The organism is Streptomyces cacaoi (assembly GCF_006539165.1).
GTDB classification, from domain to species: Bacteria; Actinomycetota; Actinomycetes; order Streptomycetales; family Streptomycetaceae; genus Streptomyces; species Streptomyces cacaoi.
Genome location: NZ_BJMM01000021.1, coordinates 17,333 through 30,510, shown reverse-complemented (window position 1 = coordinate 30,510; position 13,178 = coordinate 17,333). Strand labels below are relative to the sequence as shown.

The window sequence follows — 13,178 nt, the reverse complement described above, 5'->3', positions numbered from 1 at the left end:
GCGCCCCCGGTGCGCGGGGCGTCCGCAGTCGTGGGGGCGTTCGAAGTGCCCGGGGCGTGCGGCGTCTTCCGAGTGTTCCGAGTGTTCTGCACGTCCGGCGCGCTCCGGGTGTCCGGAGTGTTGTGAGCCTTCGGTGTCTTCGGGGCGTTCTGAGCCTTCGAGGTATCCGGGGTGTTCGGGGTGGCCGTCACCGTGTGCTCCTCTCGTGCGGTGCCGCCGTGCCGAGGGGGAGCGAGGCCTCCCCGAGAGGGGGAGGAGCGGACTCCAGGGAGAGCCGCTCGCCCCGCCATCGCTGCCGCAGCCGCCGGTCGTGGCTGACGACGACGAGCGCGCCGGTGTACTGCTCCAGCGCCGCCTCCAACTCCTCCACCAGCGCGGGCGAGAGGTGGTTGGTCGGCTCGTCCAGCAGCAGCACATCGGCGGGTTCGGTGACCAGCCGGGCCAGCGCGAGCCGCTGGCGCTGCCCCGTGGACAGCCGGGACACGGGCACGGCGAGCCGGTCGGCGGTGAACAGGCCGAGGGAGAGCAGCCGCCGGGTGTGGTCCTCCGGGGCTCCCGGGCGCCCCTGGGCGAAGGCGTCGAGCAGCGTCATCTCCCCGGCGCCGGGCGGGAGTTCGGGTTCCTGGGCGAGCAGCCCGACCGCTCCGCCACATTCCACCCGGCCCGACGTGGGCGTCAGCCTGCCCGCCAGGACGTGCAACAGGGTGCTTTTTCCGGCGCCGTTGGGCCCGGTGATCAGCAGCCGGGCGCCGGGTTTCAGCGAGAGATCGGTGCGGGCCAGCCGCCCGTCGACGGCCACCGCCTCGGCCACCAGCACGCTGCGCCGGCCCGCGCCGGGCGACAGCGGGCCGCCGGTGCGCGGGGCGGTGGCGAAACGCAGCGGCTCGGGCGGTGGGGGGACCGGATCGGCGAGCAGGCGGCGCAGGCGTTCCTCCGCGTTGCGCACCCGGGCGGCGAGCGACTGCTGGACCCGGCCTCCGGCGCGGTCGTACGCCATCTTGTTGCCGTCCTTCATCGCTCTGCCGGGGGCCACCCTGCGGGCGGTGGTGGCCGCGGCCTCGCGCAGCCTCGCGGCCTCCTCGCACCACCGTTCGTAGGACTCGGCCCAGCGCCGGCGGGCTGCGGCCTTCTCCCGCAGATAGCCCGCGTAGCCGTTGCCGTACCGCTCGACGGCGCGGGTGTCCGCGTCGACCTCGATCAGGGTGGTGGCGACGCGCTCCAGGAAGGCGCGGTCGTGGGAGACGGCGACGGTCGTGCCCCGTCGGCCGCGCAGATGCTCTTCGAGCCAGGTGAGGGCGGCGTCGTCGAGATGGTTGGTGGGCTCGTCGAGCAGGAGGATCTCGGGGCCGGCCGCGAGCAGAGCGGCCAGCCGCAGCCGGACGCGTTCGCCGCCGGACAGCCCGCCGACGGTGCGTCCGCGGGGCAGGAGGCCCAGGCCGAGGCCGTGCAGGGCGCGTTCGACGCGCGCCTCCGCTTCGTATCCGCCGCGGAGTTCGAAGGCGGTGAGCAGTTCGCCGTACTCCGCGAGGACGGAGTCGTCCCCTCGTGCCATGGCCGATTCCAGCGTCCGCAGGCGTTCCTCCATGGAACGCAGGACGGCCAGGGAGCGGTCGATGACCTGCTGGACGGTCAACTCCGCCGGGAGGTGCTCCTCTTGGGCGAGATACCCGACGCCGCCCTCGGCCTGGACGACGACCTCGCCGCTGTCGGGCTGCTCGCGGCCGGCGAGCAGGCGCAGCAGTGTGGACTTGCCGGAACCGTTCTCGCCGACGATTCCGGCGCGTTCACCGGGCCTGAGCGTGCAGTCGGCTCCGTCGAGAACGGTGCGGCCCTCGTACGACTTGGTGACGGACCGGGCGGTGATCTGTGTCGGCATGCGCGCACTCCGAAGCGTTCCGGAACGGAGCGGCCTGCGAGGGCCGCGGGGACTGGTGAGCGCTTCGGACGAGCATCGGCTTCTCCTCTGATTCCGGATTCCGGCGGGGCGCACGGCTCTACATGGCTCAGCACGGCCCTGTACGGCCCCGTACGGCTCTGCACGGCCCGACCGGACACCCGGCGGGCTTTTATCGCGACGGTTGTCGCGTTAGGATGATGGCACGTCGCACCGACCCGCGCAACAGACTTCCGAAGCCCACCGCACGACCCGACCGAGGAGCGGACATGGACGACGCCGAGGCCGACGAGGCCGCCGAGGACGCCAGAACCCCCGGAGCCCCCGGGAACCCCGGCGATTCCCGGGACGGCCGGAGCGGGCGGGACGGGCGCGCGGGAGGGGCGGGCACGCGGCCCGGCGGCCGGACGGCCCGGGTCCGCTCGCAGGTCCTGGAGTCGGTCGGCCCGCTGCTCATGGAGTACGGCTACGACGGGCTCACCATCGAGGCCGTGGCGATCCGTTCCGGTGTGCACCGGGCCACGGTCTACCGGCGCTGGCGCGACGTGGGAGGGCTCCTCGCGGACACACTGGACGCCGCCGGCGACGACACCTGGCGGCCCGCCGACACCGGCACGCTGGAGGGGGATCTGCTCGCGCTGAACGAGGAACTGCTGGCCGCGCTCCAGGAGGAGCCCTCGCTGGCCACCGCCCTGATAGCGGCCTCGTTCCGCTCCGAGGAGGCCGCCACGGCGCTGCGCCGCTTCTGGGAGGAGCGCTACGAGCGGTGCGAGGTGATCGTCGCCCGCGCGGTGGCGCGCGGGGAGATCGCCGCCTCGACCGACGCGCGGCAACTGCTGGTCCACGCCACGGCGCCGCTGTACCACGAGGCCGTGCTCCTGCACACGGCGGCGGATCCCGATCTCCCGGCGCGGTCCGCCCGGGCCGCCGTCCTCGCCGCCCGCGGGGGCGCGTTCAGCCGCGCGTCCGCCGACTGCCCGGCGGGATAGGCCGTTCCGCGCCCGCTTCGGGGGCGCGCACCGCAACACGGCCCCGGCGGCGGTCGGTTCAGGGGCGTACCGCGTAGTCGCCCAGCGAGGGGGCCAGGAGGTCGAAGGCCCGGGCCGCCTCCCGGGCCAGGGTCCGGGCGATCTCCCGGTTGTCCTGTCCGGCCAGGGTGAGTTCCTGGATGCGCTGGAAGAGCACGCGGTGGACGCCGCCGAGCAGGGACGCCGCGGTGCGCACGGTGACGCTCTCGGCCGGTTCGCCGACGGCCTCGGACAGCACCGCCAGCAGGGCCTGTTCACGCCGGTCGTGGAGTCCGCGCAGACAGGCGGAGAGCGTCGGGCTGTCGGCGACCATGCGGGAGAACTCGTGCCCCGCGAAGCCCGCGACGGGGTCCTCGTCCGCGACGGCCGCGAGGAACGCGCGGCGCAGCGCCGCCAGGGCCGACTCGCCGGACGCGCGTTCCCGGACGGTGCGTGCGGGGCCGGCGACGAACTCCTCCTGGTGGTCGAGGGCCAACTCCTCCTTGCGCGGGAAGTAGTTGGTGACGGTCTTCTTGGCGACCCGCGCCGCGGTGGCGATGTCCGTGATCGTCGTGTCCTCGAAGCCCTGCTCGACGAAGAGCCGGGTGGCGTGGTCGGAGATCAGCTGCCGGGTCTCCCGCTTCTTGACCTCCCGCAGCCCCAGCGCCGCGACCTCCGGGTCCGGGACCGGACGGCGGGGGCGCACCGGCGCACCGGCCGGACTCGTGTCGGTTCCCATACCGGAACCTTACCCCCGTAGCAAAGATGCGCCTCCGGTTCGGCGGCCCCCGCACCCCTCCCGGCCGGGGGCCGCCAGGCCGTACCCGGAACACCCGGCCCCGCTCCTGCGAGGACGCCGGTGAACAGGAACTCCGACGAGGCGGCCAGGACGAGCGTGCCGAGCCGCACCGGGAACCACAGCGGGAAGCCGGAGGCCGCGCTGACGCTCCGTACGACAGACCGATGCAGCAGATCGCCAGGCACATCAGCGCGATGTCGCGCAGCTGTCGCCGCTCCGGCGTTCTCCATAGCGCATGCACGAGCGCTGGAAGTCGACGCTCTCCCAGCTGGAGGCGGGCTCCGGGATTCCAGCCCGGGAACCCTCCGGGCGCTCTGCGTCACGCTGGACGTGCCGTTCGCGCGGCTCTTCGACCCGCCCCGTCCCCGCACCCGGGTCGTCCGCGCCGACGAAGGGCTCACCGCGGCCGCCGCCGAGGCCGACGACCGCGCGACGCTGCCGGCCGCGGGCCCGCCCGGGGTACGCCGCGACCTCTACCGCATCGACGGCCGCACGGGGCACCGCGCGGGACTCCGAGCCGCACATGCCGGGGGTCGTCGGGCACGTGCTGCTGACCTCGGGGCGCGCCCTCGTCGGCCTCACCTCCGGGCCCGTCGAACTCCGGTCCGGGACTACGTGGCCTACCCCGGGGACCTCCCGCACCTTCGGGGCGCCGGCGCCGCACGCCCGGGCCGTGCTGGTGACCGAGCACAGCTGAGCGAGGCGCCCACAGCTGTCGAAGGAAACGGTGCCGCAGCTTTCGGAGGGAAACGGCGCCACAGCTGTCGAAGAATTCGCGCGGGGCGGAGCGCCGTGGGACCGCGGGAGCGTCCCGGCGCTGTCACAGGCTGTGGAGCGCGTGGGCCAGTGCTGCCGCGACGCGGTCCGCGTCCGCTTCTGTGGTGCGCCAGTTGCTGAAGGCCGCGCGCAGGGCGGGGGTGCCGGCGTGAACCGTGGGGGTCAGGAACACCTCGTCGGCGAGTGCTTCCGCGAGGCGGGCGAGGCGTTCGCCGGTCGCGTCCCGGGCGAGGGTGAAGCAGACGACGTTCAGGCGTACCGGCGCGAGCAGCCGCAGGCCGGGCAGGGCCTCGACAGCTGCGCCCAGCCGGTGGGCGCAGGCGACGCACCGCTCCACGATCTCCCGGTGGCCTTCCCGCCCGTAGGCGCGCAGCGTGAACCAGGCGGCCAGAGCCCGCAGTCGGCGGGAGTTCTCCGGGGTGAGGTGCACGCCGTCCGGGTTCTCGCCGAGCGGGCCGAGGTAGGCGGCGGCGTTCCGGAAGACGGCTGCCTGGAGGTCCGGGCGCCGGGTGAAGAGGACCGCGCTGTCGTAGGGGACGTTCAGCCACTTGTGCAGGTCGACGCAGACGGAGTCGGCCGCGTCGAGGCCGCCGCCGCCCGTGACGAGATGTGCGTGGCGCGGCGAGAGCGCCGCGAAGGCGCCGAAGGCCGCGTCGGCGTGCAGCCAGAAGCGGTACCGCTCGCGCAGTGCGAGGAGCGCGCGCAGCTCGTCGAAGTCGGCGGTGTCGACGGTCCCCAGGTTGGCCACGACGACGCAGCCGGCGCCGGCCTCCTCCGCCTCGCGCAGCGCGCTCTCCAGCGCTGCCGGGTCGACGGCCTCCCGCCCCGGCAGCGTTTCCACCCGGACGAGTGCACCGCGTCCCAGGCCGAGGAGCGACAGCGCCTTGGCGACGCTGGAGTGCGCGGCACCGGACAGCACCCGCACCGGGCCCAGCGCCGCCGCCCCGTCCTCGGCCACGCAGACACCGGCGCGTTCGCCGAGCCACTCCCTGGCGACGGCGAGGCCGGTCGTGTTGGACATCGTCGCGCCGCTCACGAACACGCCGTGGTGGGCGTCGGTGAGGCCGAAGAGGGCGCGCAGCCAGGAGAGCGTCTCGCGCTCCAGCAGTGGCCCGCCCGGGTCCAGCGAGTTCATCGGGTTCTGGTCCCAGGCGGCGGCCAGCCAGTCGCCGGCCAGCGCGGCCGGGGTCGTACCCCCGGTCACGAAGCCGAGGTACCGGGGTCCGGTGCTGCTGGAGAAGGCCGGTTCCCAGCGGGCGGTGAACTCCTCCAGCGCGCCGTGCAGGCCGCTGCCCCGCTCGGGAGGGGGCGCGGGCTCCCCCACCGGCACAGCCGACCCAACCGACCCAGCCGATCCAGCCGATCCAGCCGATCCAGCCGATCCGGTCAGCGCAGTCGGCGCAGTCGGGACAGCCGGGAGGACCGCTCTTTCGGGTACGTCCCGGGCCAGCGCGGCCGTGCGCCGGCGTACTGCTTCCAACAGCTGCGGCAGATCGTCCAGGTCCGCTGCGAGGCGCGGGTCCACGGGCAGGCTCCCTTCGTCCACCCCCCGCTGCCGGGCGGCGGTGCTCGGTCGTGGTTCTTCCGGCGTCGGGCAGCCAACCAGCCCTCGTGGACGCGGTCGTGGGCCAATCACCGGCGAGTGGCCCGGTCCCGCCCGCGCAGGAGCCCGGCTGTCGGTGCCGGGGGCGAGGATGCCGGGATGACCCCCGTACTCCTCACCGACATCGAACGCGCCGTCCGCAGCAGTTGGGGCGCCGACACGTGCACACCCGACCACCGGCCGCACTGGAACGCCGGGAACCCCGCACGGGACCAGTGCGGGGTCACCGCGCTGGTGCTGCACGATCTGCTGGGGGGCGAACTGCTGCGCGGCGAGGTCCTCGTGGCGGGCGAGCGCGTCGATTTCCACTGGTGGAACCGGCTGGCCGACGGGCTCGAAGTCGACCTCACACGTGAGCAGTTCGCGCCGCACGAGCACGTCACCGAGGGCGTGGCCGTGCCACGGCCCGCGCGCATCGTGCGGCTGGGCGAGGAGTACGAGCTGCTGCGCGACCGGGTGCGGGAGCAGTTGGAGGGGCAGCGGCAGGGGCCGGGCTCAGCCCGCTGAGGAGCCGGTCTCCCGCCCGGCCCCCTGCCCCCGGGGCGGCCCGGAGCACCGTCCCGGGCCTGCCCCGGGTTCCGGCCTCGCCTCCGGCTCGGGTCCGTGCCCCGGCGCCGCCACCGCTCGCGGCTCGGGCGGCAACTGCGCCCCCGCCCCCGGTTCCGGCTCCAGTTCAGGTTCCGGTTCCGGCTCCGGCTCCAGTTCGGGTTCCGGCTCAGGTTCCGGTTCCGACCCCGGCTCCCGCCAGGTGAACAGCGGCAGGAAGAACTGGGTGACGGGGCCGACGGCGACCGCGTAGAGGACGGTTCCGATGCCGACGGTCCCGCCGAGCAGCCAGCCGGCGGCGAGCACGGTCAGCTCCAGCAGGGTGCGGACGAGCCGCAGGGAGCGCCCGGTGCGGGCCGACGCGCCGGTCATCAGGCCGTCCCGGGGCCCCGGTCCGAAGCGGGCACCGACGTACACGGCGACGGCCAGCCCGTTGAGCGGCACCCCCACGGCCAGCAGGGCGCACCGCACGGGCAGGCCCGGCTGTCCGGGCAGCAGCCGCAGTCCGAGGTCGGCCCCGCACGCGAGGACGAGGATGTTGGCGACGGTGCCGAACGTGGGCCGCTGCCGCAGCGGGATCCACAGCAGCAGTACCAGCGCCCCGACGAGGGCGCTGACCTCGCCGAAGCTCAGCGGCGTGCGCTGCTCCAGCCCCTCGTACAGCACGCTCCACGGGTTGACCCCCAGCGCGGCCCTGACCAGCAGCGACAGGCTGAACCCGTACAGGGCGAGGCCGAGGAACAGCTGGGGGAGGCGGCGCAGCGGACGCACTCCGAGCGGGACGTAGCCGAGCGGCGGCACGGGCCGCGGGCTCCTCCCGCCGCCGGGGCGCGCGCTTCGCCCGAAGGCGGGCCGCGAGCTTCCCCCGCCGTCGGGCCGCGGGGTGCGCCGCCCTCGTGCGCGCTGGTCGTGGCCGGTGCCGTCCTGACGCATGCGCCGCCTCCGGGATGCTCGTGTTCCGGGCCCGCCCGGGTGCGCAGGGACCGCGTCCGGACCGCTCCGCGCCTCGCGGGACCGCTGGCGGGCCCCTCCGGTTTCCGGGCCATTCACGGGGAGTCTGTACAGTGATCGGCCTTGTCGGCACGGCCAATTCCGGGAGAGTGGTATGGCGCCGGAGCGCTCCGAGCGGACGCTGGGCAGCAGGCAGCTCGCCGGGATGCTGCCGGACCCGGCCGAGCGGCGGCCCGCCTACCGCCATCTGGCCCGGGCGATCAGCGAACTGGTCCTGGACGGGCGGGTGGCGCTGCACGTGCGGCTGCCCGCCGAGCGGGAGCTGGCGGCAGCACTGGGGACCAGCCGGGCCACCGTCACCGCCGTCTACGACCTGCTGCGCGAGAGCGGCTACGCGCACAGCCGACAGGGCTCCGGCACCTGGACGGCCCTGCCGCCGGGGTCGGCGCCCAGCGGTGTCGCGCGGGCGCTCGTCCCGCCGGACACGGCGATCGACCTGGCCAGGGCGGCCCCCGGACTCCCGGAAGAGATGCTGCGGGACGCGCTGGACCGGGTCGCGCCCCGGCTGGCCGCGCACGCCCACAGCCCCGGCTACCACCCCTACGGGCTGCCGGAGTTGCGGGCAGCCGTCGCCGAGCGGTTCACCCGGCGCGGGCTGGCCACGGTGCCGGAGCAGGTGCTGATCACCTCGGGGGCGCAGCACGCGCTCACGCTGGTGCTGGGGCTGCTGGCCGCGCCGGGTGACCGGGTGCTGGTGGAGAGCCCCTCGTATCCGAACGCGCTGGAGGCGGTGCGCCGGGCCCGGCTGCGCCCGGTCTCGGTGCCGGTCGCGGACAACGGCTGGGACACCGAGGTTGTCGAGTCGACGCTGCGGCAGGTGGTGCCCCGACTCGCCTATCTCGTACCGGACTTCCACAACCCCACCGGCTGCCTGATGCCCGAGGAGGCGCGCGCCCGGATACTGCACGCCGCCGTACGCTCCGGTACCTGGGTCGTCGCCGACGAGACCCTGACCGAGCTCGCGCTCGACGTGCCCGCGCCGGCGCCCTTCGCCGCGCACGCCCCGCACGGCGGCGCGTCAGGGGTCGTCACGATCGGCTCGATGAGCAAGAGCCACTGGGGCGGGTTGCGCATCGGCTGGCTGCGCGCCCCCTCGCACCTGGTGACGGAGCTGGCCGCCCAGCGCATCGCCACCGACCTCGGCGGCTCCGTCCTGGACCAGCTGCTGGCGCTGGATCTCCTCCCCCGGGACGCCGAACTGCTGCCCGACCGCCTCGACCGGCTGCGCACCCGACGTGCCGCGCTCGCCGACGCGTTGACGACGCATCTGCCGGGGTGGACGTGGCGGCTGCCGCCCGGCGGGCTGTCCCTCTGGGCCGATCTGGGCGAGCCCGTCTCCTCCGCGCTGGCCGAGCGGGCTGTGGAGTACGGCGTACGGATCGAGGGAGGCGCCTGCTTCGCCGCGGATCCGGGCGTCCTCGAACAGCGACTCCGGGTGCCCTACACCCTGCCGCCCGAGACACTGCGCGAGGCCGTTCACCGCATGGCGACGGCCCTCACCGACGGACTGCCTCTCGCGTCCGCCACCCGCCGCCCGCACTGGGTGGCCTGAGAGCCTGCCGGGCCCCCGGCGACCGCAGCTGAGCACGGCCGGTCATGCCCGGTACGCTCCTGCGCTGCCGAGCACGGTCGAGCACGGTCGAGCAGAGCCGAACACGGCCAAGGCGGTCACCCACGGCAGGTGCCCGGGCAGGGCCGGTCGCGCCCCTGCACGCCCTCTCACGCCGGGCGCACGGCCCGACAACCACCGGCTCACCGCGCGAACTCGGCGCCCTCGCCTGCCCGTCGCCCCCTGCCCTCCGCACGCGCAACCCGCAACCCCCAACCCGCAACCGGCGGCAGGCAACCGGCACCGGCAACCGGCCGCGCCTCCCCCTCCGCCGTCTCAGTCGGCCGGGCGGCCCGGCGGATGGGCCGCGGCGAAGGCCAGGAGCAGCTCGGCGGTCCGTTGCGGGTCCTCCAGCGGGGGCGAGTGTCCGACGCCGGGCAGCAGCTCGATCGTCGCGCCGGGGACCGCGCGGTAGTCGGCGGCCGAGGAGGACCGCCAACGCCGGTCGCTGTCCCCGAAGATCACCAGGAGCGGAATGCCCAGCCCCGCCAGCCGGTCGGGAAGCGGACGCTCTTGGAGGTAGTCGGCGGCTCCCCGCTGCGCCGCCGCGAACACGTGGTGCGGCATGCGGCTCACATCGTCGACGACCGCCTGCGGGATCTCCACGTCGCGGGTGACGGCGGTGGCCGCCGCCTTCCGGATCAGGGAATCGGTACGCAGCCCCCACAGCAGCCGGCCGACGACGGGCAGCAGCGGCAGCCCTGCCGCGGGGCCCTGCGGCAGGAAGGCGTCCAGCCGGGGGCCGGAGTTGACGAGGACGAGGCCGGTCACCGTGCCGGGCCGCTGCTCGGCGAGCGCGGTGGCGACCGAGCCGCCGGTGGAGTGCCCGGCCACGACGGCCTGCCGGACGCCCAGCCGGTCGAGCACCTCGCCGACCCGGCGGCCCTGCGCGGCGATCCCGTAGTCCGCACCGGCCGGTCCGGCCGACCTGCCGTGGCCGAGGAGATCGATCCGGATCACACGGTGGCTCCCGGCCAGCAGCGGGACCGGCGCGTCCCAGCTCCTGCCGGACGCGGCGGACCCGTGGACGAGGACGAGCGCCGGGGCGTCGGCCGGGCCGTCCTCGACGACGTGGAGCAGTTCGCTGTCGGCGGCCCGGGCCCGGCCGTCCGGGCCGGCGGCGTGCGGGGTACGGCGGCGGACACGAGCCCGCTGGTTGTTGTCCATGCCCCCACCGTCACCGCCCGCCCGAGCCGGGTCTTGGACGAATGTCGCCCTCCGCCCCGCCCTCCGCCCCGCCGTCCGTGCCGACGTCCGTGCCGACGTCCGTGCCGACGTCCGTGCCGACGGGCCGCCCGCCGATCACGACCAACGACCTTCCCACGGGCCGGAGTTGGGGAGTCCGGGCGCCCGCGTGCGCGCCCGCTCGTAGCATGAGGGCATGCGGCCTGTCGGGTACGACCGAGCGGTGTTCGATGTGGTGCCGCCCCCGCGGCGCAGCCGGTTGCCGGGCGTCAGCATGGCCGGGTTCCGGCACCGCGGCCCCGAGCCGATCCGGATGCGGGCGGTCCCGCACCCGGCCGTGACGCTGTCCCTCGACTTCAGTCCGGGCCTGCTCGTCGTCGACGACGCGGCCGGGCGGCGCCCTGGAAGCCTCGTCGCGGGGCTGGCGTTCCGCGATCTCCGTGTGCACGGCCACGGTACCGAGGCCGTACAGGTCCGGCTGTCGCCGCTCGTCGCCGCCACCGTGCTGGGCGTCTCCCCGGCCGATCTGGAGGGCACCGTCGTCGGTCTGGACGAGCTGTGGGGCCGGGAGGCCGCCCGCGTCCGGGAGCAGCTGAGCCACGCGCCCTCGTGGCGGGACCGCTTCGCGCTGACGGAGGAGCTGCTCGCCCGCCGGCACGCGGCGGCACGGCCGGAGCGCGGCCCGCGCCCCGAGGTGGTGCGGGCCTGGCAGCGGATCGCCCGCAGCCGGGGCGGAGTGCGGGTGGAGGCCCTGGCCGCCGAGGCCGGCTGGAGCCGCCAACGGCTGTGGGCACGCTTCCGCTCGGACATCGGCCTCACTCCGCGCCGCGCCGCACAGCTGGTGCGCTTCCACCACGCCGCCCATCTGCTGGCGGGGGGCCGGAGTCCGGCACTCACCGCGGCCGACTGCGGCTACACCGACCAGTCCCATCTCCACCGCCACGTCCGGGCGTTCACCGGCACCACACCCGCCACCCTGGCCGGGGAGCCGTTCCTGGCGGTGGACGACCTCGCCTGGCCGGGCGAGGCCCCACCCGTCACACGCCCGGACACCCGGTAGGGCCCCGACAGGGCCCCCGGCAGGACCCGTCCGCCGTCCCGCCGTCCCGCGCCGGGCCGCTCCTCAGCCGTCGAAGCGGAGGCGGGCGTGCTCGATGGCGCCGAGGTAGCGGTGGGTCCAGTCGCACATGGCGTCGACCGTCCCCCGCAGCGCCCGGCCCGGCTCGGTGAGGGTGTAGTCGACCCGCGGCGGGACGGTGGGGTGCACACACCGCTCGACCAGTCCGTTGCGCTCCAGCATGCGCAGATTCTGAGTGAGCATCTTGTGGCTGACGCCCTCGACGGCACGGCGCAACTCGGTGAAGCGCAGCGTCCGTTCGCCCAGGGCCTCGATGATCAGGAACGCCCACTTGTTGGCGACGTCCGAGAAGATCTCCCGCGCCAGCGAGTCCGCGCGCCGCAGATCGGCCTCGTCCTTGTCCGCGCCCGCCACCTGCTGACTCACCATGGGGTTCCCCCGTTACCAAAAAGTGCGTTCTTCCAGGTCAGGAGCAACTCTCTTACGGTTCCCGAGTAACCACAAGAGATCGGGAGCAGCTCTCCCGGCGAGGAGGCACCGCCATGTCCATCACCCTGACCGACGCCGAAGGACTGCCCGGGAACGACATCTACCGCCATCTGTCGATCGCGTCCGGCGCTCGGCTGGTCTTCATCGCGGGCCAGGTCGCCTGGGACGCCCGGGGGAAGACGGTCGGCGAGGGCGACCTCGCCACCCAGGTCGAACAGTGCTACCGCAACGTCGCCACCGCGCTGGCCCGGGCCGGCGGCTCCTTCGACGACGTGGCGAAGCTGAACGTCCATGTCGTCGACTGGACTCCGGAGAAGATGCGTCCGCTGCTGGACGGGATCGCCCGCGCCAAGGCCGCACTGGGGACGACGGCGGCCCCGCCGGCCACCCTGCTGGGCGTGGCAGCGCTGGACATCCCCGAACACCTTGTCGAGGTGGAGGCCACCGCGGTCCTCGACTGAGCGCCCCGGCCCGCGAGTCGGCCGGGCGGCGCCCGTCCCCGTGACCGCCGGGCGGCGCCCGTCCCCGTGACCGCCGGGCGGCGCCGGTCCTCGTGGCCGTCGGGCGGCGCCCGGCCGCGTGGCCATCGGGCGGACGAAACCGCGACAGCTGCAAGCAACTTGCTTGCAATAGTTAGCAACGGGGTGCACCCTGGAGGGCATGGCCTCGCTCAATGTCGGGAATGTCGGCGAGTTCCTGCGGGAACAACGGCGCAACGCCAAGCTGTCGCTGCGTCAACTCGCGGACGCCGCAGGGGTGTCCAACCCCTATCTGAGCCAGATCGAGCGCGGCCTGCGCAAACCGAGCGCCGAGATCCTGCAACAGCTGGCCAAGGCACTGCGGATCTCGGCGGAGACCCTCTACGTCCAGGCCGGGATCCTCGACGAGCGGGAGCGGGACGATCTGCTCCAGGTGCCGGCCGCGATCCTCGCGGACCCGACGCTGACGGAGCCGCAGAAGCAGGCCCTGCTCCAGGTCTACGAGTCGTTCCGCAAGGAGAACAGACAGCCCGGCGCCGATGACGGCACCGTCGACGGCAGCGGCGCCACGGGCGAGCGCGACGGGCCCGGGAACCCGTCGCACCGGCACAGATGAACGGCCCGTCCCGGCCCGGCACGGCCGTCCCGGCGCGGCCCGCCCCGCAACGGGCCGCCGCACCACGCACGTTCACACCGCACAC

12 protein-coding genes are annotated in these 13,178 nt (G+C 74.9%); 6 read left to right on the top strand and 6 right to left on the bottom strand.

The window, feature by feature from the left end:
- Nucleotides 1-187: 187 nt before the first annotated feature.
- Nucleotides 188-1,876 carry a ribosomal protection-like ABC-F family protein gene (gene abc-f / locus SCA03_RS19920; RefSeq protein WP_086815067.1) on the bottom strand — a complete coding sequence of 563 codons (1,689 nt, stop codon included), beginning with the start codon at nucleotides 1,874-1,876 and terminating at the stop codon, nucleotides 188-190.
- A gap of 287 nt (nucleotides 1,877-2,163) precedes the next feature.
- Here abc-f and SCA03_RS19915 point away from each other — a divergent pair, with 287 nt between their 5' ends.
- The gene (locus tag SCA03_RS19915) at nucleotides 2,164-2,883 is read left to right on the top strand and encodes a TetR/AcrR family transcriptional regulator (protein ID WP_030887872.1); all 720 of its coding nucleotides are present in this window, start codon (nucleotides 2,164-2,166) and stop codon (nucleotides 2,881-2,883) included.
- A 58-nt stretch (nucleotides 2,884-2,941) separates the two neighbouring features.
- On the opposite strand, the gene SCA03_RS19910 is transcribed toward SCA03_RS19915, so the two are convergent.
- Nucleotides 2,942-3,640, bottom strand: coding sequence for a TetR/AcrR family transcriptional regulator (locus SCA03_RS19910; protein ID WP_086815068.1), 699 nt, complete (start codon nucleotides 3,638-3,640; stop codon nucleotides 2,942-2,944).
- Nucleotides 3,641-4,520: 880 nt separating this feature from the next.
- Nucleotides 4,521-6,002 carry a pyridoxal phosphate-dependent decarboxylase family protein gene (locus SCA03_RS19900; RefSeq protein ID WP_086815069.1) on the bottom strand — a complete coding sequence of 494 codons (1,482 nt, stop codon included), beginning with the start codon at nucleotides 6,000-6,002 and terminating at the stop codon, nucleotides 4,521-4,523.
- A 177-nt stretch (nucleotides 6,003-6,179) separates the two neighbouring features.
- On the opposite strand from SCA03_RS19900, the gene SCA03_RS19895 reads away from it, so the two are divergent.
- Complete coding sequence (locus SCA03_RS19895; protein ID WP_086815070.1) at nucleotides 6,180-6,587, top strand: YunG family protein; 408 nt, start codon at nucleotides 6,180-6,182, stop codon at nucleotides 6,585-6,587.
- Here the strand turns inward: SCA03_RS19895 and yczE are convergent.
- On the bottom strand, nucleotides 6,576-7,427 hold the full coding sequence (gene yczE, locus SCA03_RS19890; RefSeq protein WP_230988825.1) for a membrane protein YczE: 852 nt from the start codon (nucleotides 7,425-7,427) through the stop codon (nucleotides 6,576-6,578). The genes SCA03_RS19895 and yczE overlap by 12 nt on opposite strands.
- A gap of 304 nt (nucleotides 7,428-7,731) precedes the next feature.
- Here yczE and yczR point away from each other — a divergent pair, with 304 nt between their 5' ends.
- A complete protein-coding gene (gene yczR / locus SCA03_RS19885) occupies nucleotides 7,732-9,189 on the top strand; it encodes a MocR-like transcription factor YczR (RefSeq protein WP_086815071.1) in 1,458 nt (485 codons plus the stop codon).
- 333 nt (nucleotides 9,190-9,522) lie between these two features.
- Here the strand turns inward: yczR and SCA03_RS19880 are convergent, their stop codons facing one another.
- Nucleotides 9,523-10,413: an alpha/beta fold hydrolase gene (locus SCA03_RS19880; protein ID WP_086815072.1), complete on the bottom strand. Its 891-nt coding sequence runs from the start codon at nucleotides 10,411-10,413 to the stop codon at nucleotides 9,523-9,525.
- A gap of 214 nt (nucleotides 10,414-10,627) precedes the next feature.
- On the opposite strand from SCA03_RS19880, the gene SCA03_RS19875 reads away from it, so the two are divergent.
- Nucleotides 10,628-11,491, top strand: coding sequence for a helix-turn-helix domain-containing protein (locus SCA03_RS19875; protein ID WP_169729620.1), 864 nt, complete (start codon nucleotides 10,628-10,630; stop codon nucleotides 11,489-11,491).
- Between the two features lie 63 nt (nucleotides 11,492-11,554).
- Here the strand turns inward: SCA03_RS19875 and SCA03_RS19870 are convergent, their stop codons facing one another.
- Nucleotides 11,555-11,938, bottom strand: a complete 384-nt coding sequence (locus tag SCA03_RS19870) for a winged helix-turn-helix transcriptional regulator (protein ID WP_086815073.1) — start codon at nucleotides 11,936-11,938, stop codon at nucleotides 11,555-11,557.
- Between the two features lie 113 nt (nucleotides 11,939-12,051).
- On the opposite strand from SCA03_RS19870, the gene SCA03_RS19865 reads away from it, so the two are divergent.
- Entirely contained in the window at nucleotides 12,052-12,459 is a 408-nt protein-coding gene (locus SCA03_RS19865; RefSeq protein WP_086815074.1) for a RidA family protein, read from the top strand.
- 199 nt (nucleotides 12,460-12,658) lie between these two features.
- Complete coding sequence (locus tag SCA03_RS19860; RefSeq protein WP_030894830.1) at nucleotides 12,659-13,093, top strand: helix-turn-helix domain-containing protein; 435 nt, start codon at nucleotides 12,659-12,661, stop codon at nucleotides 13,091-13,093.
- The last annotated feature ends 85 nt before the right edge of the window (nucleotides 13,094-13,178 follow it).

Bases quoted from the DNA above. Each gene is read 5' to 3' on its own strand.
- yczR (WP_086815071.1), top strand. From the start codon at position 7,732: ATGGCGCCGGAGCGCTCCGAGCGGACGCTGGGCAGCAGGCAGCTCGCC.
- SCA03_RS19875 (WP_169729620.1), top strand. From the start codon at position 10,628: ATGCGGCCTGTCGGGTACGACCGAGCGGTGTTCGATGTGGTGCCGCCC.
- SCA03_RS19860 (WP_030894830.1), top strand. From the start codon at position 12,659: ATGGCCTCGCTCAATGTCGGGAATGTCGGCGAGTTCCTGCGGGAACAA.
- SCA03_RS19865 (WP_086815074.1), top strand. From the start codon at position 12,052: ATGTCCATCACCCTGACCGACGCCGAAGGACTGCCCGGGAACGACATC.
- SCA03_RS19880 (WP_086815072.1), bottom strand. From the start codon at position 10,413: ATGGACAACAACCAGCGGGCTCGTGTCCGCCGCCGTACCCCGCACGCC.
- abc-f (WP_086815067.1), bottom strand. From the start codon at position 1,876: ATGCCGACACAGATCACCGCCCGGTCCGTCACCAAGTCGTACGAGGGC.
- SCA03_RS19910 (WP_086815068.1), bottom strand. From the start codon at position 3,640: ATGGGAACCGACACGAGTCCGGCCGGTGCGCCGGTGCGCCCCCGCCGT.
- SCA03_RS19870 (WP_086815073.1), bottom strand. From the start codon at position 11,938: ATGGTGAGTCAGCAGGTGGCGGGCGCGGACAAGGACGAGGCCGATCTG.
- SCA03_RS19895 (WP_086815070.1), top strand. From the start codon at position 6,180: ATGACCCCCGTACTCCTCACCGACATCGAACGCGCCGTCCGCAGCAGT.
- SCA03_RS19915 (WP_030887872.1), top strand. From the start codon at position 2,164: ATGGACGACGCCGAGGCCGACGAGGCCGCCGAGGACGCCAGAACCCCC.